This is a genomic window from Vibrio sp. AIC-3 (genome assembly GCF_013114515.1).
In the GTDB taxonomy this organism is placed as follows: domain Bacteria; phylum Pseudomonadota; class Gammaproteobacteria; order Enterobacterales; family Vibrionaceae; genus Vibrio; species Vibrio crassostreae_C.
This window is the reverse complement of the sequence record NZ_VTXG01000009.1, coordinates 38,693-62,516: the sequence shown is the minus strand read 5'-3', so window position 1 is coordinate 62,516 and position 23,824 is coordinate 38,693. Positions and strand designations below refer to the sequence as shown.

Annotated in this window: 24 protein-coding genes; 16 read left to right on the top strand and 8 right to left on the bottom strand. The window is 46.5% G+C overall.

The features are described from left to right. Positions 1–228: 228 nt before the first annotated feature. The 12 genes from F0229_RS08795 to rlmJ all read left to right on the top strand — a co-directional run bounded on the left by F0229_RS08795 (position 229) and on the right by rlmJ (position 14,778). Complete coding sequence (locus F0229_RS08795; RefSeq protein WP_017065104.1) at positions 229–909, top strand: hypothetical protein; 681 nt, start codon at positions 229–231, stop codon at positions 907–909. A gap of 46 nt (positions 910–955) precedes the next feature. Next, positions 956–1,654: an ABC transporter ATP-binding protein gene (locus F0229_RS08790; RefSeq protein ID WP_017067011.1), complete on the top strand. Its 699-nt coding sequence runs from the start codon at positions 956–958 to the stop codon at positions 1,652–1,654. Continuing rightward, the gene (locus F0229_RS08785) at positions 1,642–2,931 is read left to right on the top strand and encodes an ABC transporter permease (protein ID WP_171732656.1); all 1,290 of its coding nucleotides are present in this window, start codon (positions 1,642–1,644) and stop codon (positions 2,929–2,931) included. The genes F0229_RS08790 and F0229_RS08785 overlap by 13 nt, the downstream gene beginning before the upstream one ends. After that, complete coding sequence (locus F0229_RS08780) at positions 2,924–3,700, top strand: outer membrane lipoprotein-sorting protein (protein ID WP_065583958.1); 777 nt, start codon at positions 2,924–2,926, stop codon at positions 3,698–3,700. Before F0229_RS08785 ends, F0229_RS08780 begins: the two co-directional genes overlap by 8 nt. Before the next feature lie 9 nt (positions 3,701–3,709). Further along, a complete protein-coding gene (locus F0229_RS08775; RefSeq protein WP_171732655.1) occupies positions 3,710–5,002 on the top strand; it encodes a hypothetical protein in 1,293 nt (430 codons plus the stop codon). Then, positions 5,002–6,036 (top strand): sensor histidine kinase, encoded by a 1,035-nt coding sequence (locus F0229_RS08770; RefSeq protein WP_171732654.1) that lies wholly within the window; start codon positions 5,002–5,004, stop codon positions 6,034–6,036. Before F0229_RS08775 ends, F0229_RS08770 begins: the two co-directional genes overlap by 1 nt. A 72-nt stretch (positions 6,037–6,108) precedes the next feature. Then, positions 6,109–6,975 carry a LytTR family DNA-binding domain-containing protein gene (locus F0229_RS08765; RefSeq protein WP_171732653.1) on the top strand — a complete coding sequence of 289 codons (867 nt, stop codon included), beginning with the start codon at positions 6,109–6,111 and terminating at the stop codon, positions 6,973–6,975. A gap of 214 nt (positions 6,976–7,189) precedes the next feature. Then, positions 7,190–9,958, top strand: a complete 2,769-nt coding sequence (locus F0229_RS08760; protein WP_171732652.1) for a pitrilysin family protein — start codon at positions 7,190–7,192, stop codon at positions 9,956–9,958. 271 nt (positions 9,959–10,229) lie between these two features. Further along, positions 10,230–10,694 carry a hypothetical protein gene (locus F0229_RS08755; protein ID WP_171732651.1) on the top strand — a complete coding sequence of 155 codons (465 nt, stop codon included), beginning with the start codon at positions 10,230–10,232 and terminating at the stop codon, positions 10,692–10,694. Between the two features lie 275 nt (positions 10,695–10,969). Further along, a complete protein-coding gene (gene secD, locus F0229_RS08750) occupies positions 10,970–12,769 on the top strand; it encodes a protein translocase subunit SecD (RefSeq protein ID WP_171732650.1) in 1,800 nt (599 codons plus the stop codon). 2 nt (positions 12,770–12,771) lie between these two features. Next, on the top strand, positions 12,772–13,710 hold the full coding sequence (secF, locus tag F0229_RS08745) for a protein translocase subunit SecF (protein ID WP_004732672.1): 939 nt from the start codon (positions 12,772–12,774) through the stop codon (positions 13,708–13,710). A 201-nt stretch (positions 13,711–13,911) separates the two neighbouring features. Continuing rightward, entirely contained in the window at positions 13,912–14,778 is an 867-nt protein-coding gene (rlmJ, locus tag F0229_RS08740; protein WP_171732649.1) for a 23S rRNA (adenine(2030)-N(6))-methyltransferase RlmJ, read from the top strand. Between the two features lie 298 nt (positions 14,779–15,076). Here rlmJ and F0229_RS08735 read toward each other — a convergent pair whose 3' ends face one another. The 3 genes from F0229_RS08735 to F0229_RS08725 form a co-directional block, all read right to left on the bottom strand. Then, complete coding sequence (locus tag F0229_RS08735) at positions 15,077–16,165, bottom strand: alkene reductase (protein ID WP_171732648.1); 1,089 nt, start codon at positions 16,163–16,165, stop codon at positions 15,077–15,079. A gap of 59 nt (positions 16,166–16,224) precedes the next feature. Then, on the bottom strand, positions 16,225–17,433 hold the full coding sequence (locus tag F0229_RS08730) for an MFS transporter (RefSeq protein WP_171732647.1): 1,209 nt from the start codon (positions 17,431–17,433) through the stop codon (positions 16,225–16,227). 99 nt (positions 17,434–17,532) lie between these two features. Next, positions 17,533–18,216 (bottom strand): SDR family oxidoreductase, encoded by a 684-nt coding sequence (locus tag F0229_RS08725; protein ID WP_171732646.1) that lies wholly within the window; start codon positions 18,214–18,216, stop codon positions 17,533–17,535. A gap of 116 nt (positions 18,217–18,332) precedes the next feature. On the opposite strand from F0229_RS08725, the gene F0229_RS08720 reads away from it, so the two are divergent. The 4 genes from F0229_RS08720 to F0229_RS08705 all read left to right on the top strand — a co-directional run bounded on the left by F0229_RS08720 (position 18,333) and on the right by F0229_RS08705 (position 20,778). Continuing rightward, a complete protein-coding gene (locus tag F0229_RS08720; protein WP_171732645.1) occupies positions 18,333–19,262 on the top strand; it encodes a LysR family transcriptional regulator in 930 nt (309 codons plus the stop codon). 113 nt (positions 19,263–19,375) lie between these two features. Further along, entirely contained in the window at positions 19,376–19,768 is a 393-nt protein-coding gene (locus F0229_RS08715; RefSeq protein ID WP_017061270.1) for a GFA family protein, read from the top strand. A 28-nt stretch (positions 19,769–19,796) separates the two neighbouring features. Then, a complete protein-coding gene (locus F0229_RS08710; protein WP_017065091.1) occupies positions 19,797–20,264 on the top strand; it encodes an OsmC family protein in 468 nt (155 codons plus the stop codon). Positions 20,265–20,433: 169 nt separating this feature from the next. After that, positions 20,434–20,778 (top strand): ribosome recycling factor family protein, encoded by a 345-nt coding sequence (locus F0229_RS08705; protein WP_017061272.1) that lies wholly within the window; start codon positions 20,434–20,436, stop codon positions 20,776–20,778. Positions 20,779–20,922: 144 nt separating this feature from the next. On the opposite strand, the gene F0229_RS08700 is transcribed toward F0229_RS08705, so the two are convergent. The 5 genes from F0229_RS08700 to F0229_RS08680 form a co-directional block, all read right to left on the bottom strand. After that, positions 20,923–21,162: an RNA-binding protein gene (locus F0229_RS08700; protein ID WP_017061273.1), complete on the bottom strand. Its 240-nt coding sequence runs from the start codon at positions 21,160–21,162 to the stop codon at positions 20,923–20,925. 107 nt (positions 21,163–21,269) lie between these two features. Next, positions 21,270–21,944, bottom strand: coding sequence for an SDR family NAD(P)-dependent oxidoreductase (locus F0229_RS08695; protein ID WP_171732644.1), 675 nt, complete (start codon positions 21,942–21,944; stop codon positions 21,270–21,272). A 252-nt stretch (positions 21,945–22,196) separates the two neighbouring features. Then, positions 22,197–22,460 carry a hypothetical protein gene (locus F0229_RS08690; protein WP_017061275.1) on the bottom strand — a complete coding sequence of 88 codons (264 nt, stop codon included), beginning with the start codon at positions 22,458–22,460 and terminating at the stop codon, positions 22,197–22,199. Positions 22,461–22,706: 246 nt separating this feature from the next. Further along, complete coding sequence (locus F0229_RS08685) at positions 22,707–23,249, bottom strand: DUF3833 domain-containing protein (protein ID WP_017061276.1); 543 nt, start codon at positions 23,247–23,249, stop codon at positions 22,707–22,709. Further along, complete coding sequence (locus tag F0229_RS08680) at positions 23,246–23,821, bottom strand: chalcone isomerase family protein (protein WP_017061277.1); 576 nt, start codon at positions 23,819–23,821, stop codon at positions 23,246–23,248. The genes F0229_RS08685 and F0229_RS08680 overlap by 4 nt, the downstream gene beginning before the upstream one ends. Positions 23,822–23,824: the final 3 nt, after the last annotated feature.

Genomic DNA, 23,824 nt, shown 5'->3' with positions numbered 1-23,824 from the left:
TAAAGATCTAGAGATATTGATGAACCCAGATTGAGGGGGAGTTAGAGGGGGAGGTAACTATGGCTAATTATGCGAATAGTGTTCGTCTAGTTCCTATAAGGTTGAGACCCCACTCACACCGCCTCTCAACCATTCACTCCTTATAATTACCATTCGTCGCATTGGTAAAACTGCACGACAAATTCTAGTTAACCTTTCAACGTCAACATTTGAAAGGGATTAGAAATCATGACTACTTCACACTCATTTAATTCAGGCTCTACAACTTCTGTGCTTAAGCGTTCATTGCTGATTGCTCTTGTTTCGTTTGCACCGTCGTTAGCTTTAGCGAACCCGAGTTCAGACGTGCTCGATATCTACAACCAAGCGGCGCAAGGCAATGAAGACTTGGTTGAGGTGGCTTATGAACGCCTTAATGACACGCTGCAACAAGACGGCGCTACGCCACTGACTTTAGTTTATTTAGGAAGCACAGAAACCCTGATGGGGCGTGATGCGTTCTTACCTTGGAACAAGATGAAGTATGTGGAGAGAGGCTTATCAACCATTGATAAATCACTGGTGCTGCTGAAAGACGAAGACCAACCAATTCATGAACAACCCCGTGTTCAAGGGCTGCCAGATTCTTACCTAACTCGCGCAATGGCCGCCGTTACTTACACCTCTCTGCCAGACATGTTTAATCATTTCGATCGTGGTTATGACCTGTTCCTCTCGCTATTGGCTGAAGATGCTTTCCAGCAACAGCATTTCGCTGTGACATCGTGGATTTACCGTTATGCGATTGAGGCATCGATTCGTGCTGAAGACCTAACGCAAGCACAAGCGTGGCTAGAGCAAATGGAAACGGCCGATGCCGACAACATCGAAACGATGACTGCGAAGGCCCTAATAGCGAAAGCGAAATAAAGGGCATGGAAGTTAAACAGTTGGTTAGTAATCAGAGGAAAACGGGATGATTGAATTTAAAGATATCGGCAAAGCATATGTCACAGGCGGTCAACGTGTTGATGCATTAAACGGGGTCGATGGCCATATCCAGCGCGGTGAAATGGTGGCGTTGTGTGGCCCGTCGGGTTCTGGAAAAAGCACACTTTTGAATATTCTTGGTTTGTTGGATATGAGCTATCGAGGACAGATCAATATTGATGGCCAACCGTATCCGACAGAGCAAATCGCCGCTGCACGCTTTCGCCGTCAGTCGTTGGGTTTTGTATTTCAGCGCTTCAATCTGGTTCCAGTGATGACGGCACTTGAGAACGTGGCCTACCCATTGATGTTGAACCAATGTTCGAAACAAGAACAGCAGACCAGAGCACAAGAGATGTTGGAGCGTGTTGGGCTAGGCGAATATGTACATCATCGCCCAGACAATCTTTCAGGCGGCCAGCAGCAACGTGTCGCGATAGCCAGAGCGCTAATCCACAACCCAAGCTTAGTCATTGCCGATGAGCCGACCGCTAGCTTAGACAGTCACACCGCCAACCTTGTGATCGACATTATGAAAGAGCTCGGCCACGAAATGGGCACCACCTTTATTGTCGCAACGCATGACCCAAGAATGGCGCAGCGTTGTGACCGAGTCATTGAACTTATCGATGGTCAACTGGCACTACAAGCCACAGCAATGGAGGCAATCTCATGGGCAAGTTAACACAAAGAATGAGCACTTTTTTGCTTCCTACCTCGGTGCGTTTGGCGTGGCTTAATTTATTGAGAAACGGTCGCCGTAGTCTGCTTTCGGTATTGATCATCGCAATTGCCGTATTTGCGCTGACCTCGGCTGGAGGTTATGGGCTTTATACCTATGAATCTCTGCGTGAATCGATCGCGCGCGATACTGGTCATCTTACTTTGAGTACGCCGGGATATTTTGAGCAAGATGAAGACATGCCGCTGAGCAATGGTCTAGACAATGTTCAAGCCCTAACCAAGAGCATTATTGGCGACAGCAATGTGCGTGGGGTGCAGCCGCGAGTCTATTTTAGTGGTTTGGTGTCTAACGGAAGCAAGTCGAGCATCTTTATGGGAACAGGCGTTAATGAGCGCGAGTTCGACATGAAAGGACCTTTCCTTGACGTACGCAGCGGTCAAACTCTCTCAGATGTGAAATCTCCCAGATACGACAGCCAAGAGCCACAAGTGATGCTGGGAACCGACCTTGCTCGCAACCTCAAAGTTGCGGTTGATGATTGGGTGACACTGCTCGCCACCACCAGTGACGGCGCATTGAACGCTTTTGATTTTAAGGTGCAGGGTATTTACTCGACAGGAGTGCCTGAGCTGGATAAGCGTCAGTTATACGTACACATCACCACTGCCCAAGAGCTTTTAGCGTCAGATAAAGTCAGCACCTTGTCGGTCTTTCTTTTTGAAACCAACAAGACTTCGACGGTTCAACAGCGCATCCAATTGGCTTTGGACAAGCAAGTTGGTCAACAGGGCTCAGATATTGAGCTCACCCCATGGCAAGGTCGCGCGTTCTTCTACACCAAGGTTAAAGACCTTTACGACCGTATCTTCGGCATCATGGGCGCAGTGATGGCATTGGTAGTGTTTGTGTCGTTGTTTAACACCATGACCATGTCGGTGACCGAGCGTACTCGTGAAATTGGCACCTTGTCGGCACTAGGCAGTTACCCGTCTGAAATCGTCGCAGGTTTCTTAAAAGAGGCGGGATTGTTGGCTGTGATTGGCAGCGCGATCGGCGCGTTAGTGAGTGGCTTCGTGTCGGTGTTATTGCTGGTGGTGGATATCCAAATGCCACCACCTCCCGGCAGAACCGAGGGTTACCCACTCAACATTTACTTCTCATTGGAATTGGTTGGTTACGCCACCTTGGGTGTACTGACGATCTGTTTGCTAGCCGCTTATTTCTCTGCTCGCAAAGGCGTAAATAAGCCAATCACGGAGGCGCTGGTTTATGTATAAATTTACTCGTTCACTCACTATTTTAGGTTCTGCGTTGGCTCTAGCATCGGCACCAAGCTGGGCTATCGATTCACAGCAAGTTACCGAGATGATTGCTAAGGCAGACAGCTACCGTTTGAACAGCGAACAGGCATCAAAAGTGGTATCTCTGGTCGCGCTATATCAAGACGAGCAACTAGACAAAACCCGCGAATACAACGTCTACACAAGACCAAACCGAGAGTCGCTGGTCGTGTTCAAGTCGGCGGTCGAGGCGGGTCAAAAGATGCTGATGATAGAGGACAACTATTGGTTACTGATGCCGAAATCGCGCCGACCTATCCGAATCACACCAATGCAGAAACTCTTGGGTGAAGCTTCGGTAGGGGACATTTCGACGCTCACTTGGAGCGAAGATTACCAAGGTAAGTGGGTTGCCGAGCAACAAGTTGAGAGGTCGACTGGCGAGACACTCGATACTTATCATCTAAAGCTAACGGCGAAAACCAAGGGTGCCAGCTATCAATCGATTGATCTGTGGTTAACGGCAGACCGAGCGTTTCCTGTTAAAGCGGATCTGTATCTGCGTTCTGGAAAACTGGCGAAACAAGCTTGGTTTACTGAAGGCGTGCGAGATGGCTTGCCAAGTGTAGTTTCGATGACTTTGCTCGATAAGATTCAACCAAGTAAGAAAACCGTGATTGAGTACCGCGAGGTAAGCGAACAAGCTTTAGCGGACAAATACTACAACCCTGCTTACTTATCACGTAATAGCGTGTCTGGGCTTTAGGTGGGTGCCATGAAAGCTTCTAGTCGTCGATTCCACATTAAGCCTTTAATCGCTAGCTTTCTTGCATTGTCTTGTGTGAGTAACACGACTCAAGCGGACGATCTGAGCCTAGCGTGGGACTGGCAACTGAGTGCTGAAGCCGTTGAATCGCGAGAGTCGCCATTTAGCCCTTTTGCATCTGATAATCGTCAGTCACTCAATGGTTTGTTGGATCTTGAAGTTGGATATGGCAATTGGCTTGGCCTGTTTGCCGTGAAAGCCAATGATATTTTGACTAATACTCCTCAAGACCAAGACGCGAGCTTTGAATCGGAATTCATTGCGCGCGAGCTGTTTTGGCAAGGTGGTGTTGAACTGTCTAATTCAGCGTTCGGTGATCACTACCTTGATGTGACACTCGGTAAGGTTCGCCTAGATTGGGGTGTTGGTTATGGCTACCGACCGTTAGACATTATCAAGCCTTACCGACAAAACGCTGTTGGCATTGTCGCAGAAGAGGGCGCAGGTGTGGCTTCAGCGTCACTGTTCGATATGACGGGCGAATGGACACTGCTTTACAGTGATTCGTCATGGACTTCCCAAGACGTAAATGAATTCGAAAAGCAGAATCAGCAACAAGGCTTTGGGATACGTCGTTACAATCTGGTTGGCGACCACGAATATCAATGGATCGCTTATTACGACGATGTACGCCACGGCTTGCTTGGAGCGAGCTTGGTGTCGGTATTAAATCTCGCGTGGGAGTTTCACGGTTCGATGGTTTATCAGCGACAAAGTTTGGGTTACAGCCAGCCTAACTCACTGCATAAACCGGTTTATCTAGAAGAGCAGGGCGAGGCTTACCAAGCGTTAGCAGGATTAACATGGGCCAATGACACGGGCCATAATGTGGTGCTGGAATACTGGTTTGATAGCCGTGCTTGGAGTCATTCTGAGTGGCAAAGCGCGATAGAAAGTGCAGAGTCTTTGTCGGTTAATCCGATGACATCTTCGTTGGTAGGTTCTTATGCGCAAGGCTATCAGCACGCCAATTTGGTTCAACACAACATCATGTTTCATTGGTCTCTGGATTCGACACATGGCTGGCTTGAAGATATCACGCCAACATTCGATGTCATGTTGTCTCCTCAAGATGGCGGTTTTATTGCGACTCAGTGGCTCAATTATCAGGCTTTAGATAATGGCAATTCATCGTTGGATTTGGAACTTGCTGCACGCTTTCTAGGCGGTAAAAGTGATTCTGCTTACGCCAACTTACCCGATAGTCATATGATTCTTTTAAATATCAAAGGACGATTTTAATGAACACTTTTTCAAACAGTAAGTTTCCATGGATTAAGAGTTTCGCGTTCACCACGCTATTTTGTGTTCTTATTGCGATTACAACCCATACGATTTGGGGCGGCGGATTAACGGTTAACCTGGCAATCAGTTTTGGCTTTGGCTACAGCGCCGTGGGTTCTTCTTTCATCTTGGTGAAGTTGTTTAAGAGGACATCTCGAACGCTTGAGGTGGGTATCTCAATGGTGATCGCGATGACCTTTGGTACCTTGAACGCACACTATTGGTTGAACGGGTATTTCGGGGCTAATATCTCGGACCTTAAATCTGTAGTCTTGCTCGGTGTGATCTTCTGTTCGGTTTGCTATTACTATTTCTATACTCGGGAGCAGCAGTTACGTGCCGATAACGAATTGGAAGTGGCCAAGCGTCGTCAGGCCGACCAAGAAAAGGTGGTGGTGCTAAGCCAGCTTAAACAACTGCAAAGCCAAATTGAACCGCACTTCTTGTTCAACACGCTTGCGACCATCAATGTATTGATTGAGAGTGACAGCGCGAAAGCCAAGTTGATGCTCGAAAAACTGACTGACTTATTACGTGTAACTCTGAAAAACAGCCGCACTGAGCAATCGACCATCGCACAAGAGGTCGACTTGTTAGACGCTTATCTTAATATTCAGAAGATACGCTTGGGGGAGCGCTTAGCGTTCTCGATTGAAACACACGAGATTAGCGATTTGCAGGTGATTCCACCGTTCTTGATTCAACCTTTGGTCGAGAATGCACTTACGCACGGTATCGAACCCAAAGCGGCGGGTGGCCAAGTGAATATTCGTATTACTCAACAAGCCGAGCAGCTAAAAATTGAAGTGGCTGATAATGGCGCAGGGCTGAAAACGCCTTCTGCGAATACGGGTCACGGTGTTGGGTTAAGCAATATTCGTCAAAGAATCGAAACCCTTTATGGTGATAAGGCGAGCCTAACGATTACTGAACACGCTGAAGGCGGGGTAGTCTCGACGATCTTGTTACCGTTGACTGAGGCAGCCGCCTAGAATTACAGATCAGAAAACACCGAACAGTGACGCAAAATAGACGATTTACAGTGTGAATTTAAAGGACTAACCATGAACAACCCAACAGTACAGCCGAGCGTAACGGCGATAATCGCAGACGATGAAGCACTGTTAAGGCACCACTTAGACAAGAGCCTTGCTGAGGTTTGGCCGGAGTTAGAAATCGTCAGTAAAGCACAAAACGGTTTGGAGGCGATGGAGAGTATTCAGCAGCTTAAGCCCGACGTGGCTTTTCTCGATATTCGTATGCCAGAGCTGGATGGAATCTTGCTGGCGAAGCAACTCAACAAGCTAGATTCACCGCCATTGATTGTGTTCATTACGGCTTATGACGAATACGCAGTCAAAGCTTTTGAACATAATGCGATGGATTACCTGCTGAAACCCATTAATGAAGAACGCTTACTGGCCACATGTCAGAAGGTGCAAGCGCGTTTGTCGAGCAACCAAACGCAAACAGGTAGCACTCCGGAACAGCCCGATATCACAGCGTTAATGGCTCAGCTTCAACAGCTATCACAATCGACTTCCCAGCAAACGCAGCCTCCTTATCTATCGCAGCCCCTTTATCAACAGCAGAAGAAACATCTAACGTGGCTCAAGGCTAGCGTTGGAGAAGACATTCACCTTATCGCCGTCGATGATGTTGCTTACTTCAAAGCGGAAGACAAGTACGTGTCTATATTCAAAAAAGGCCAAGGCGGTTTGCTAGAGGAATTTATTCTTCGCGTGTCTCTAAAAGAGCTGATTGCGCAGCTTAACCCAGATGAGTTTTGGCAGATCCATCGCTCGGTGGTGGTTAAGGTGTCGGCCATTGATAAGGTGAAGAAAGGGCTCTCAGGCCAGATGTCTGCGTATGTGTCAGGAGAGAAGTTACCGATCAGCCGCGCTTCGCAAGCGCTCTTTAAGGGTATGTAGCGAACAAGCTTAAAGGTATGTAGCCATTGATTTTAAATGGATGTATTAGGCTCTATCAAAACGCTGCTTTAAACGAGCACAGTCGATCTTACATAACGTATAGTGATTTATAAAATAAAGATCTAGATCACAAAGATACTCATCCGGTTCAATATTAAATAATAATCGTTAACTCAATCTGTATATTGTCGATGAATGACATTAAGAGGTTGTTATGAAAACATATTATTTAGCGGCGGCTGTATGCCTCACCTTGGTTGGCTGTAGTTCAACATCAAGTATCACCGAAACCTTAATCCAGCCGGATCCGGCATGGACTTCAGGCCAACTAGAAAATGGCCTTACTTATCATGTTTATCCAGATCATGAAGAATCCGTATCTGTTCGTTTAGTCGTGCACGCCGGTTCGATTCAAGAGACTTCTCAACAAGAAGGCTACGCGCACTTCTTGGAACACATGGCATTCAATGGCAGTAAAAACTTCTCTCAGAACGATGTGATTCGTCTATTCGAAGACGCAGGCGCTAGCTTTGGTGCTGATATTAATGCCTACACTTCTTATGAAGAGACGGTCTACCAGTTAGATTTGCCAGATAACATCCAATTGCAGTCTGCTTTGACGTGGATGCGTGACATTGGTGATGGCCTGGATCTATCAAGTTCAGAAGTCGAAAAAGAAAAAGGCGTGGTTCTTGGTGAGTTCCGTATGGCTCGCCTCGATGATAAGTCATTCGGAGATATATATTATGATTACTTCGTTGAAGGCGGCCCGTACGAATCGCAAGATGCATTAGGGACTAAATCGTCGATCGTGAATGCTACTCCTCAAGGCATCACCAACTTTTATCAGACTTGGTATCAACCTCAAATAGTTGAGCTGGTCGTTTCTGGTGATGTGGACATCAAAACTGTGATTCCACTTATTGAAGAAAAGTTTTCTAGCTGGGAGCGTGGCGATACGCCGAGACCAGAGAAACAGAAAACGACCTCATTCAATGAAGATGATTATGTTGAGTACGCAGGAAGAGAAGCGCCAAGCATCACTCTGACGTTTAACCGCGGTTTAAATAGAGTTGAAAATCATGCTCAGCAGAATCAACGCAGGTTAGATGAAACCGCTCAGCAATTGATTCAACGACGATTAGAAGCGGTATTCAATGATGCCGCACTGCCGACTCAATGGATAGCGTCTGATAGCTATCGAATGGGCTCTTTGAACTATTCGTCAATAAGTGTTGGGTTTCCGGCTGGCGGTCGTGAAGTTATCCAACAAGATCTGCTTTCTACATTGGCATCATTGCGTGATTTTGGTGTTTCGGAAACGGATATTGCTGGCGAACTGTACTACTACCAAGACTTGCTGGATAACATCGAGCATAACTGGGATAAAATGGACAGTGTTGAACACGCGAATTACAAAGTGAGTGCGTTAGTCAATGATCGAATAGTCCAATCACAGAAAGATTATCAAGCAAGCTTGGAAGCTTTCATCGCTAACTTGAGCCTTGAAGTGATTAACGACAACATCAAGAATCTACTTTCTGATGATTACTTTATTGTTATTGGGATGGATGACTCCGAAGACAGAACCGCGATCATCAACTCTCTCGATAGTTTAAAAGCCACGTATAGCGAGGCGGGAGTTGCGCCGCTTGCGATTGGAACAGCCAGCGCTTTTGCTGTACCTAGCTCGCAAGGCGAGGTTGTACTTGCTGAACAAATGTCTATTGACCCATACATCCAAAAGTGGACGTTAAGCAATGGCATCGACATGTGGTACCTGCGTGATTATGAGGCAGGTGATGATGTTGGGGTGATGTACATGAGCCTCGGCGGAAAAGCCGCTTTGGATCCGAGCTTGTACCCAGCTGTTGAGGTTGCGTTACCTACCTTCGCTCGAAGTGGTGTCGGTGAGTTTACGGGCTCTGAGCTTTTAGCGTACTTTGATCGTGAAAATATTAGCGCCGATTCTTTCATTGGTAATACTCGTCATGGTATTGAATTTAATATCAATAAAGACGGACTTAAAGATACGTTTGCTGCGCTTTATACCTTCATAACTGCGCCTAAAATTGTTCCCGAGCAGTTAGAGGCAGTGAAACAGGAGTTTGTACAAGGTCAAGAATCTTTCTTGAGCAGCCCTGTCGGTCAGTTTGAGCGCGCAAGAAACCAGAATATCTATCGTCAAGACAGTGGCCACCTCTTTGTTGATAAAGAACGTGTTGAAGCGGTTTCTGTGGAAGACGTCGCTAATCTTCATCAGCAATTGTTTGGTCAAATGAGGCATAACCAATTGGTGATCGTGGGTGACATCGACCCAAGTGAATTAAAGCCTTTGGTTGAGCAATACTTGGCTTCGATTCCATTAGAAAAAGCTGAGGTTCCTGAATTTAAGGTGGCTTACAAGCAGCCATCTGAATCACGCATTGATTTAGCGATCAACAATGTGAATAGTGCAGAGTACATCCTACGAGTTATCTCTGAGCCTAGCGTTGAAGTTAAAATGTCGGCAAAAGATGTTTTCATGGAAGACTTGCTGCAGCGCTTGCTGGCGACTCGTTTAGATACCTATATTCGTGAAGAGTTGAGCTTAGATTACTCGCCATATGTGTATTCAGCATCCGCAGATAGTGAGCTGAGTGGTGAGTGGGTTATCGGGGCGATGGTAGCGCCGGAGAACGTTGACCAAGTCGAAGTGGCGATCGATAAAGTGATTGCAGACCTTTTACAAGGCGTCTCTGAAAAGGAAATGCACGCAGTCGTGAAACAGTTTGAAGCGGACTTCACGCCTCTCGAGACGAGCTCTATTGACCAAGCATGGTACCTGTCTCGTTATTTACTTCATGGTTACGATATCGAAGCTTTGTCTCAAGTTGAGCGAGTGGCGAGGTCGATTACTGCGGAAGACATGAATCAACTTGTCCAACGCATCTTTGGTGAAAATAGCCGTAAGGTTAAGAACATCATGCGGCCTAAAGCCTAAAGCAGACAGAAACACTTAACCCAAAGCCAAGCGCACACCGCTTGGCTTTCTTGTTTTTACACCATTCATAATATCTATGCACCAAGCTTTGTTGCGCTCTTTTTGAGGTATATAAATCTAAATGCCGTGAGTGCCTAATCGGTTGCATCGTATCATTTTCTAAAAAAATGTTTTAAATCAAGACAGCGTTTCATTTGTATTGTAGATTGACGATCTACGAGAATGTTGTTTGGATATTAGATTGCTTAAATTAGGTACCCGATTAGTCTTAATGTTGTTTTTACTGAGCTTTGGCTTAGTGAATTCTAACGGCTATTCGTTGCCTTCTAAGCCATTTCAAATATACTCGGCTCAAGAGCAATCTTCACAAAATGATCTTTGTAAACAAGCTGATACGGATAATCCGTCGAGCTACTTAGAGTGCGATAAGGCTCAGTTTGGCACAGTACCTTCTGGTGACAGTTCCAACTATCACGACACCGAATCAAGCCTTCAAGCAGCAAACTTCAGACGTATGCTCAGTAATGAGCAAGAAAGCGTGGCCGATCTTGAGCCTGCTTATCACCTACTGATCGACTTCTCTCCCCCTTCATTACTGGCTTCTCTGCTTTTCAACACACCATTGTTGGATTCCAAGCAGCACTGGACCAGCATTGTGAGTTCTCCGTCCTCCCGGCTTGCTGGGTGGAAAGAGGGCAACATCCAATACTCGCATTTCCGAGAACTTCTTAGCTAATCGTTTGACCCTAAATTGGTCGTATCGATGGTCACTTGTGCCCGTTGAGCTCGCCAGTTAATCAAAACAAACATAGCGACATCAGCTTTAGCATCACTATCTTTCAATCAGCTTGTTCTGGTCGTGATTAGCCATCGCTCGTGTTCGCAAAATATTAGACATACCAATCGTAGTAAATAACTGGTCACCCTAGCTGGTTAAAATGCTCGATCACTGCTTTTTTCTGGTGCTATTTTTGAGCACGTATTTACGGTGATTGGTAGAAAGAAGAGATCTTGACTGTGAAAAAACGCATTCAAAGAAAACAAATAAACCACTACTCAAAGTGGAAATACGTGGTGCTTATCGCCACTATCATCATCATGGTTCTGAGTGCTTTACCTTCTTGGTATGGCGAGAATGCGTCGGTTCAAATTAACAACCGTTCTGAACAGACCATCGATGCTAGCCAAATTACCCAATACCTTGCGAGCGAAGGCATTCAAGCCAAATCGGCATTTCAAAAAGACCAACGTTTAGTCGTAATCTTGGAAGACGCAGAACAACAAGCGAAGGCTAAAGAGGTGCTGAATGAGCGCCTATTGGACAACGCGACAGTTGCGCTAGCGATGGAGCCAGCAGCTCCGAAATGGCTGACTGACATGGGCTTCGCACCGATTCAGCTAGGCCTTGATTTACGTGGTGGTGTGCAGTTCTTATTAGAAGTGGATATGGAGCCAGTTTATCACGCGCAAGCTCAAGCGATGGTCGACGAGATCACCAGCGAAGTGCGTTATGCCCGCGGTAAAGTGGTGAACAACCAAGTTCAGTTTGATTTCCGTACCGACGCCGATTTCGAAAAAGCCCAGAAGCTGATTCGTCAAGAGTTCCCACAATGGCTACGTAACCGCTCAGACAAGTCGCTAACGTTAACTCAGTCTGAAGAAGAGCAAAGAACGCTACGCAACCTTACGGTTCAACAAAACCTGCAAATCATGCGCAGCCGTATTGAAGAGCTAGGCATCACGGAGGCATCGATTCAACGCCAAGGTGAAAGCCGTATCCGTATCGAGTTGCCGGGTGTACAAGACCCTGCTGCAGCGAAAGACGTGATTGGTGCAACGGCATCATTGGCGTTCTATTCGGTGTACGACAATGCCACTCGCAGTACTCAAACCCTGAAAGATTCAGACGGCAACCGTGTGGTAGTCGACCGCAAGGCAGTATTGAGTGGCGAACACATTATTGATGCTCGCAGTGGCATTGGTGAGATGGGCAGTGCAGAAGTCAACATTACGCTAGATTCTTCTGGTGGTAAGAAAATGTCTGAGTTCTCACGTCATAACATCGGTAAGCCAATGGCAACGGTGTACAGCGAATACAGCCGTGATAGAGCAGGCAACAGCAAGCAAGACAGCGAAGTGATTAGTGTGGCAAACATCCAATCTCAACTGGGTAGCCGCTTCAGAATCACAGGCGCTGGCAGCTTAGCTGATGCACAAGAGCTTGCGTTACTGCTGCGTGCGGGGTCATTGACTGCGCCTGTGACCATCATTGAAGAACGTACCATTGGCCCATCTCTGGGTGCTGAAAATGTAACCAACGGCTTTGCTGCTTTGGCACTTGGTCTTGGCCTTACGCTAACGTTTATGGCGCTATGGTACCGCCGTCTTGGTTGGGTCGCGAACTGTGCATTGGTGGTTAACATGACCACATTGTTTGGTTTGATTGCGCTGCTACCGGGTGCGGTTTTAACTCTGCCGGGTATTGCGGGTTTAGTACTGACCGTTGGTATGGCGGTGGACACCAACGTGCTTATCTTCGAGCGTATTCGAGACAAGATGAAAGAAGGGCGCAGCTTTGCTAGCTCTATCGATCGTGGTTTCGATAGCGCATTCTCGTCAATTTTCGATGCTAACGTCACCACCATGATCGTTGCTGTGGCTCTATACACCATTGGTAATGGACCGATTCAGGGCTTCGCTCTGACTCTAGGCTTAGGTCTTCTAACCAGTATGTTCACGGGCATTTTTGCTTCACGAGCGATCATCAATTTGGTTTGGGGGCGTGACCAACGCCACGATGTAAGGATTTAAGCATGAGTACTTCAAAAATGACTATTTCAGACCGCTATTTTTCAAATAGCAATATGACTCGCCTTCGTAAGGTGATGTCTGTGATTTCTATTGTGCTGTTCATGAGCTCTGTGATGCTGGTGGCAGTGAAAGGTTTTAACTGGGGTTTGGACTTTACTGGCGGTGTGGTTGCTGAGGTTCAGCTCTCTGATCAAGTCACCAAAGATGCGTTAAAAACAAAACTTGATACGGCTTTCCAACAAGACGTGCAAGTGGTTGGTATGGCAGAACAGGATCGCTGGACAATCCGTTACAGCCAACTGACAGACGCTCCACAGCCAAACTTAGTGGATGCTTTGTCTTCTGTAAGTGACCAAGTAAAAGTGCTTAACAGCAGCGTGGTTGGCCCTCAAGTCGGTCAAGATATGGTTGACCAAGGTGGCTTGGCGGTATTGGTGTGTTTCCTAATGATCATGCTGTACCTGAGTGTACGTTTTGAATGGCGTTTAGCGCTCGGCGCCCTTGCCGCGATCATTTATGACGTGACGCTTATCTTGGGTCTGTTCGCTTTTACTCAGTTCGAGTTCAACCTGACTGTGTTAGCAGCTGTGTTGGCGATTTTGGGTTACTCGTTGAATGACTCGATCATCATTGCCGACCGTGTTCGTGAAATGCTGCGTGGCAATCCAAATGGTGACACTGATAACCTGCTTAACGAATCGGTTAAAGCGACCTTCTCACGCACCATGGTGACCTCAGGTACAACGCTAATCACCGTATCTGCACTTTGGCTACTTGGTGGCGCTGCGCTGCAAGGTTTCGCGATTGCACTGGTTGTAGGTATTGTCAGCGGTACGTGGTCTTCAGTTTCAGTAGGTATCACACTGCCTAAGTTACTTGGTCTACAGCCTTGTCACTACCAAGTGAAAGCGCCGGTAGAAGTTGAGGGTGAGTACCCTTAGGTTATCTATTGGTTAACAGTACAACTTAGTCAGTAACGTCAACAAAGCCCTTCGTTTATAGTAAAACGAGGGGCTTTATTTTTTATAAGAGTCAAACAGTTACAGAAAAGAGAGCCTATTTCAAAAAACGATGGATTGAGCAGGCAAGTCCTCATGATATGAAGTATGTTTAGATGACGTTAGTAGAAATGAGGCAAGGGAATGGAATATCGACATCAATGTCATGTAGGCGACCATGGTGATGCACTGAAGCATCCAGTATTGAGTGCACTTGTTCAGTCATTAATGCAGCAGCATTCACGCCTCAACGTTATCGACACGCACTCAGGTACAGGGTGTTATGACCTCACCACCGCACCAAGTAATCACGCCGGTGAGTTTGCTGAAGGGGTCGGGTACTTGTGGCGCAATAAGGCTTATCTTCCTCCGGCATTCGCTTCTTTTATGTCGGTACTGGAATACTACAATCCGAATCAACTTATCTCTTTGTATCCGGGTTCTGCTGCCATCACTTACCAACAAGGTCGCAGCCAAGATAGCTTCTATTTTTCAGACATTCAGCAAGATGAAGCTGATTTACTGCAAACCAATATTGAGAAGTTACAATGTAACTTAGATATTTCAAGCAAGCTTACGATTAGCGCAGGTGATGGGCTTAAAGCGTTACCTGATGACGTTGCTAAACATGACAACCACCATCTGATTGTTATCGACCCACCCTATGAAACCGATTCAGAATATCTCGCGGTGGTTGATGCCTTGGTTAAGGCGTATCAGCAATCTGAGAAGGTATCTGCACTAATTTGGTACCCGCTCTACACGGATGACAAGAGCTCACTGATTTTGAACCACTGTGTGACCGCAGTGAAAGATGGTTTGCTGCCAAGTCCTATTAAGTCGGAGCTTCGCCTTCGTGATCCTAAGGGGGATGATCGCCTGATCGGTAGTGGTTTACTGTTGTTCAATCCTCCCCAAGGCATTGCGGGAACGGTCGCGGATACGCTTGATTATTTACACAGCCAACTCGCGACAAATGGTGAAGGGTATTGGCAAATGAGAAGTTTATAGATCTGATTTTTATGGGTTTTATGATGGTTTTCTAGACATCACTCACTAAATCACTGTTACCTATGTGGTTTAAATTGACCAAACGCTAACTTTTATCGATTGATTAATTGCAGTGAATCATTTAAAAATAGAATATCAATGCGCACAAGTGCATAATGGCTCATAAGTTAAATAATTAGTCCCAGATTAATATCAGATTGTGGTTTACCCCCTAAACTGCATTAGGCTCGCACTAGTCATGCGAGCCTTTCTTTTGCCTGAAGGAAAATCTAAGGCAGTTCTATCAATTTAAGATTCACTACAACACTGGATAATCGATGTAGCCTTTTTCGTTGCCACCGAACAGGGTGGCGCCGTCGAGCTCTGATAGTTCGCTGCCGTTTTGTAGGCGTGAAACTAGATCTGGGTTAGCAACGAATGGGCGACCAAATGCGACAAGGTCAGCGTAGCCTTTGCTCAACACTTCTTCGGCGCGTTGTGGTGTGTAGCTGCCGGCAACGATGATGGTGTTAGAGAACAAGGCTCTTAGTTCGACACGGAAGCTTTCAGGGATAACTGGAGCATCATCCCAGTCGGCTTCTGATAGGTGCAGGTAAGCGATGTCTCGATCTTGAAGTGCCTTCGACGCTTCTAAAATCGTTGGCACTATGTCTGGGCAGTTCATGTCTTTGAAGGTGATGAATGGGGCTAAACGTACGCCCACTTTGTCAGCACCAATCGCTTCAATTACCGCATCCACGACTTCAATTAGAAAGCGAAGTCGATTCTCACGACTGCCACCATAGTTGTCGGTGCGTTTGTTTGAGTTGGTTCTTAGGAACTGGTCAATCAGGTAGCCATTACCACCGTGGATTTCCACTCCGTTGAACCCTGCCTCGACTGCTTTTTTCGCTGAGTTAGCAAAATCTTGAACAACACGATCGATGTCTGCTTGGGTCATCTCTCTTGGTTGGATGCAATCCACCATGTTGCCGTTACCATTCTCATCAGAGATCCAAACCTGCGTTTCTATTGGAGCTAATGCAGAAGGTGCAATCGGTAACTCGCCTTTTTGAAAGGTAGGGTGTGATACTCGGCCTACATGCCATAGCTGGCAGAATATCGCGGCACCTTGTGCTTTTGCTGCTGTTGTTACTGACTTCCAACCTTCGATTTGTGCATCGGTATAAACGCCGGGTGTGAATGAGTAACCTTGAGAGTCATCAGAGATCTGCGTTGCTTCCGTGATGATCAGCCCTGCACTTGCGCGTTGTTGGTAATAGGTTGCCATCATGTCGTTTGGCACGTTTCCAGGTTGGCTAGTACGAGCGCGTGTCATGGGTGCCATAACCACGCGGTTTTGTAGTGCTAGGCCTTTCAGTTCTGATGCTTCGAATAATTTGTTCATGGTTTCTACCTTGTTTTAATGCTGTGATCTTTCTTTTTGTATTGGGGCTATAAGTCGCGTTATTTGCTTTCTGCTGGGCTGAAAATAGAGTTGCTCTGTGGCTTTTCAGCTCGGTTAGCTTTGGCGATAAGTAGCAAGCCAATCACTGGGACAACAACGGCTGCGAATGGAATCATTCCAGCGCCTAACTGGCTGTCGAGTACCATGCCACCAAGGAATCCACCGAAGGCATTCGCTAGGTTAAACGCTGAGATATTGGCGGTTGCTGCTAACTCTTGGCCTTCGCCACCGTGGTTCATCACTCGAAGTTGCATAGCGGGAACGTTCGCAAATGATGCAATACCAAAGACAAATGCAGCTGCAACGAATAGGATTTTGTTGTCTACCACTAGGCCTACCACAATCAGTGAAGCGATCATCGCGACTGCCCAATACATTGAAGCTTTGCCTAGATTTTTATCTGAAGAGCGACCGCCCAAGGTGTTACCGATAATTAAGCCGACACCCACAATCACTAAGATCCAAGTAACAGACTCTTGACCGTAACCCGTGATGTGCATGGCGATAGGCGCAAGGTAGCCGTAAAGCGTCATGAAGCCAGACCAAGCAAAAGCGGTGATCGCCAAGCTGATGAGAAGCATTGGATTTTTGAATGCCAACAGCTGAGTTTTGATGTCTTTCGCTTCGCTGTGACCTGAAGATTTTATTGACGTTAAGATTGAAATCATGGCGATGGTGCCAAGTGCTGCCACGGTAAAGAAAGTGGTGTGCCAACCGAATTGCAAGCTCACCCAAGTTCCTGCGGGAACCCCAAGAACGTTAGCGAGCGTTAAGCCAGCGAACATCTGACCAACAGCACGACCTGCCATTTTCTCAGACACTAAATTGGTCGCGACAACTGCACCTATGCCATAGAAAGGACCTTGCACTAAACCTGCGATAACGCGGCTTGCAAGTAGAAGTGGGTAGCTAGGAGCTAAGGCTGACAAGATATTGCCGATGATGAACAAAGCCATTAAGCCAATCAGTACCATCTTCTTGTTAAAACGTGCGAGGTAGATGGTTAAGATCGGGCCACCAATAACGATAGCCAATGCGTAAGCACTAATTAGGTAGCCGGCTTGACCTTCGGTGATCGAAAGGGATGTGGCAATTTGTGGAAGGATGCCTGCGATAACAAACTCAGCGGTGCCGATGGCAAAAGCTGCGAGTGTCAGTATCCAAACTTGGAATGGGATCTTTTCTTTATGGATCGCTTCTGGTTTCATAGTGAAATACCTGTGTTAATTCTTGTTTGTTAGGACGTTTAGATACACGCCCTAACGATTGTTCTTTGCTTCTTTGCTTCTTTGCTTCTTTGCGAAGTGTTAGCCGAGTAGAGCACCGCCATCGATGTCGATGATTGACCCCGTTACGTATGGGTTGTTAATCGCGAATAGATAGCCCATTGCGATATCTTTAGCCTCTCCGACTTTGCCTGCTGGTAGGTTGCTTTTCGCGTTGTCGTACATGGTTGAGCGAGCTGAATCGTCCATGTTTTTGTAAGCCTCGGTCACCGTAAGGCCGGGGCTGACCGCGTTGACTCGAATCGGTGATAGCTCTTTGGCAAGTACCTTAGTTACGCTCTCTAGCGCGGCATTAATCGCGGTTTTTACGTAAGTACCAGCAACCACTTTGCGTGACAGCATGCCCGTGGTTAGCGTGATTGAGCCGTTTGGAGTCATGTAACGTGCGGCGTGCTTGGCTACGTTTAAGCTTCCCCAAAACTTGGTATCAAATGCTGCTTTTGCGTCTGCGATCGCAACGTCTGTCACTTTTCCTGCGGGGGCGTATGAACCCGCGGTTATCACCAAGTGATCAAATGCACCGATCGATTCGAAGTATTCACAAACCGATTTCTCATTGCTGATATCAACGCCGGTGTGTCGGCTGGCAATGTGTACTGTGTTGTTTTCGTTTCTCAATTGCATTGCTAATGCTTTGCCGATACCTGATGTTCCACCAATGATGACGAATGTGTGCTTTTCTTGGTTTGTAATTTCGTTGTTCATGTTCTGAATTCCTGCGTGTTTTGCTGATGGTTGTCATTATATTTATTCGACTAAATTTGATAATTGGCTAAAATATAAAATCATTATTCGGATTAACTGAATAGTAGGAGAGGTGGATGGACAAGTTTTCAGATATGGCGATGTTCGTCAGTATTGTTAAGCATCATGGGTTAGCTGCGGCGGGGCGAGAGTTAGGGCTTTCTCCTGCGACCATGACAGCAAGGCTTCAGGCGTTGGAAGAGCGTTATGGTGTGAAGCTGCTGAACCGAAGCACAAGACACGTGTCTTTAACTGACTCTGGGGAGCTGTATCACAAGGCGTGTCTGGAGATATTGGATAACGTCAGCGAGGCTGAAAACCTGATTCAAAATGGCGTTAAAGAGGTTAAAGGCCCACTAAAGATTGCAGCACCTAAAGACATTGGAAAGCAGTACATCCTTCCTATTCTGTCGGAATTTTGTCAGCAGTATCCAGACGTTATTCCCTATCTGTATTTGAACGATAACCTATCGAATATCGCCGAATCAGGCATGGACATCGTGATCCGCTACGGCGAATTGGTTGATAGTAGTTTGATCTCTAGACGCTTATCACCAAGCCGCCGTGTGCTATGTGCTTCACCAGAATATCTCGCCAAACACGGCACGCCGATCAAGCCACAAGATTTGGTTGAACATGACTGTTTGGCTATGCTGCGTAGCAATGAAGAGCTCAAGACATGGCACTTTCAAGATCATGATATGAAGAAGGCTGTGACGGTTGTGCCGAAGCGCTTTTCAGACGATGGTGAAGTGATTCGATACTGGGCATTGCAAGGAGAAGGGATTGCGTTGAAGTCGGTACTCGATGTGCAAGATGACATCAATAACCAACGCCTTGTGACGCTACTTAATGGCTACATGAAGAACTTCAACACCGCGATGTCGGTGTCGAGTGCCGATTTGAATGTGGTGTACATCAGCAAGAAATATCAGCCCAAGCGTATCCGGTTGTTTCTTGATTTCTTGTTTGAGCGGTTTGGCGATTTGGTTGAAAAGTCTAGTTAGATTAGCCGAGAAGCAGCGCATGACAGATCTCTCGAACTCAACACCCGGGTACGGACAGAGAACATTGAACTGGTTATGATACGACCAACATAAGGATGTGATTGGAGAGAAAAATGAAAGTCGTCGGAGATACGGTTATCCAACCTTTTCACAAGGCAACCTGCCATTGCGGTGCGGTTGAACTAGAGTTCAGCTTACCTAACGGGATAGAAAAACCACGCCGCTGTGATTGCTCTATCTGTCGTCGCAGGGGAGCGATTGTGGGCTCTGTTGCGCTGGATGGCATCAAGATCCTCAAAGGTGCCGAGCATCTCAAGTTATATCAATTCAATACCAACACCGCGAAGCACTACTTTTGCTCGAACTGCGGTATCTATACCCACCATCAACGTCGCTCTAGCCCAAATGAATACGGGTTCAATATTGGTTGTTTGGAAGGGGTGAACCCTTTTGATATTGGTGATGTGGTGACCAACGATGGTGTCAATCATCCAGCTGATCGTTAATTTATTGAGCATAAAAAAGGAAGGAATTATGTCTGAATACGGAGCGATCATTCGCTGGAAAAAAGCAGAAGATGAAGTCTTTAGCGACAATCAATACAGTCGAGGTCATACGTGGGAGTTCGATGGTGGTGTCACTGTGCCTGCTTCGTCCTCTCCACATGTTGTGCCACTGCCGTTTTCGGTGGAAGCGAATGTTGATCCAGAAGAAGCGTTTATCGCGGCACTTTCTAGCTGCCATATGCTGACGTTTTTGGGCATTGCCGCAAAGCAGAAGTACGTGATCGACTCCTATGTCGATGATGCGATTGGTGTGCTGGAAGAAGATGAATCTGGCCGCTCATCGGTCACTAAGGTGACTCTGCGCCCTAAAATTGTGTTTTTAGGTACCAAAAAGCCCACCGCCAAGCAGCTCGACAAACTGCACCACTTGGCGCACAAAAACTGCTTTATCGCGAACTCGGTAAAAACGGACATTGTGGTAGAAACTAAAGCGTAAACCACACACGTTAACATCCAAAAACCGCGAGGTTGCTTAGTGCATCACTGGCGGTTTTTTTGTGTCTGTGTAATCCTACGTACGGTTTTAATTGAGTGACAGTTAGAAAGTTTTGAGAGATAGGTAGAGAGCTCTTGAATGGTAGGAATAGATTGATTAGCAGAGAGTTATGTTTAGCGTCCCATTGAATAGTTTTGTACATCGTGTGAGTGATAAAAGCCAAGTGATGGTGAATGCTGCGGAATGTGGATGTCAGTTGAAACGAGTTCGTCGTTCGCGTAATTGGCTGTTGGTCGCTCAAGAGTATCAACTCGTTGAATTTAAAACGATGTTAACCCATGAAAAAGACGGTTGGATAGCAATTGCAATCGACAAAGTGCTGCCTAAACCGGTGGTGTGTTTGGCATCTCTGTTGGCTGCTACACCTTCAATGACTGTGGCTCAGCTAGTGATGGAATCTGGATGTTCAATGGCCGAAGCAAGACGTGCTATTGATGAACATGAAGGTCTGTAGGCGTATTCAAATCGTGTGAAAAGAGAATTGCGAGCAGCAAAAAGCCCGTAACGATATTGCGCTGGAAAACGTCATATCGTTACGGGCTTTATCATCTGTGCTGCTGTTAAGCTAAGCCATGCGGCTTATGAAGCATTGAATCGATTAAGAGTTCGCTACTTTTACACGAATCGTGTTTTTGCCAAGCTTTGACAAGTTCAGCTTGTTTAGTGCCGCTTTAGCTTCTTCTTGCTCTGGCATTTCAACAAAAGCAAAGCCTTTTGAGTCGCCAGTTTCTTGGTCTAAAACTAGGCTGCACTCTTTTACTGAGCCAAACTCAGAAAATAGCACACGGATGTCTTGCTCAGATGTAGAGCGCGATAGGTTACGAACTAGAAGTTTCATAATAAACCTTGAATATGAATTTACGCCGAGCATTGTCGCACACTTTCATGCTCACCCTCACAAATAATTGTCTCGCGGCTCTATTTCCTTGTAGCTCTATCTAAGCACTAGCCGCGGTTTATCGTGATGTCTGATACGAAGCCATGCTCTGTGCTGGTCAACGCCTGTTGTAGCATCTGAGCGGCTTCTTGCGCGGTCATAAAGCTTGAGGTATCCATGTCTTTACCGCTTGTATTCCAAAACTCGGTCGCCATTCCTCCAGGGTAAACCGCCACGATTTTCATCGGGTGACCTTTTAGCTCCAACCTCACCGATTCGATAAAGCCTTTCACGGCCCATTTTGCCGCGCAGTAGGTGGACTCTTCCGCTTTAGCACCTTGGGCCGCCGTCGACATCACCACTGCAATGGTGACCGATTGATCTTTGTAGCGCTGCACAAGCTCGCGAATCAAAAAGATCGAAGACTCGATATTGTTCTTCAGCATGTCGCTGATGGTGGTTGGATCTTGCTGTTCTATTTTACCGAAGTAGCCACTGCCAGCACTGTGGATCACCAGTTTAGGCATTTCAGGTAACGCATCCAATAACTCACTCACTGAGTGCGGGTCACAGAGATCACACGCTTGGCTAATGGTATTCGCAGGTAGGCCTTGCGCTACTTCTGCTAAACGTTGTGCGTTGCGACCTGTAATGGCTACACGCTGAGCGTCTGTTGCAGTGTTAGCGTATTGTATCGCGAGCGCTGCGCCTAAACCGCTGCTTGATCCGGTAATTAAAATCATACTGTCTTAAGTTTGTAGAGTTGATTCGAGATAGTAAGGGGCTAGGCTAAGATTTTCTGAGATCTATGGCTAAAGTTGATCGATAGCCTGGTTGATAGCTTGGGTGATCGGTTGAGCCGTAGGGGAATAAGAGTGTGGGGAAAGTCGTTAAGAATCGACTGGTTTGGTCAGAAATAACACAGCCAAAAAGTAGCAGAACTAACAAGTAAAAGCGCCGGCATAGAGCCAGCGCTTTTGAGTAATCATAAGTGATTATTCGTCGTCGAACTGTTTGATCGTGAACGCGTCTTCGATTCGGTTAAGCTCTTCTTGTTCTTTCACTCGCTTCTCTTCTTGCAGAGTCGCTCTCGTTTCGTTGAAACGTTTTTTCTCTGACTTAGTCAGGAATTTTACAGCTTTTTTGTTGGTCAGTGCGTAAGCAACTACGTCTTCACCTTTTTCTCTGCGGTCGTTTACGCGTTGTGAGAAACGTTCATTGTCGCGAGCTTTACGCTCCGCTGAGGTCAACTTGCTCATGCTTTAAAGCCTTTTCAATTATTCATGGTAGGGAATCTACGCTTAGCGAAACAAATGGGGACTGCTTAGTGTCAGTCTAGTCCATTTGTATACTGGTGGCGCATCTTAGCACAATGGCTTGAGCATGCAGGTATGCTATTCGAGGGATCAAACAAAACAGCCCACAATTTTCGTTGTGGGCTGTTTTGTTACGTACTGTAGATGTAGTCATCGTTTTAAAACTAAGAATCAGAAACGGCAGTTACATCAAATCTTCTCGATGTATAAGATGACCTCTCCGACTTTAAAGCCAAACTTAGACATCTCAGTCTTGTTGAACAAGCGTTTATCGTCCATTAAGAACATCCAATCATCGAGCACCACTTCATAGGTGCTGCCGTCTACTTCAATTTCTAGATCATATTTCCAATACAGCGCAGAACCTTGGGTTTCACCATAAGCGGTTCCAACGACATCGTTGGCAGTCCCAGAATAGGTGTTTTCGCCCGTTTTGATCAGATTCCAAACGCGAGTTGAGCGCTCGCCATCAGCAAAAGAGAACCACTCTTTTATTTCTCCGTTGTCACCGTCCCAAGTCGCGATCAGTTTGGCATCAAAGCGGCGCAGTAAGTTACCAGAGCGGTCTAGCACCATGCCGTAGGCCATTAGCTCGCCATTAAAAAAGGTTTCAAGCTTGAGCTCTGGCGTAGTGTCGACATGGTCTTCTAAACTTGCAGAGCCACAGCCCACTAGCCAAGTGAGTGAAAAAAATGCCAGAGCAAATTTTATTATTGTTGTTTTTGGATTCATTTGTTCAAACCTAAAAGTTGTTTACGAAGACCGGGTTCAGAGGTGTTTTCAGACAACCAAATCGCTAGAAAGGCTTCACCAAATTGCTTGTCTTGGATGGTGCCGATCGGTTGTTCATCGAAATAAAAACGACTTACGTTATCTTCAGCGACACGAATCGTGAGTGTGCTTCCTTCTTCCACGTTCGGCCACATCGCGTACAAGGGTTTCAACCAACGTTGAATGTTGCTGTCAGAGTAGCCAAGCTTGTTCCACTGATCTTCGGTAGCGTCTACGAGGTCTTTGCTATCGATAGAGCGGTAATACTCAAGCTTCAAAGCTCGTTCGGAGTTGGTTGGAGTCGCGTAGAATTCTGCCGAGTAGAGAGTCCAAAACAGGTAACTCATTTCACCCTCACCACGTTTGTTCAGATCATCGACAGCAGAGGCTCTAGCGTGTCCGGCAAATAACAGCGCAGCAAAGATTAACGGGAGAGTAATAAAGCTTAGAAGTGTGTTTTTTGCTTGCTGATGAGCGCGAACAATACCTCGCTCAGGTTTGAACGTTTGTGTCGGGTTGCGTGGATAAGCCATAAG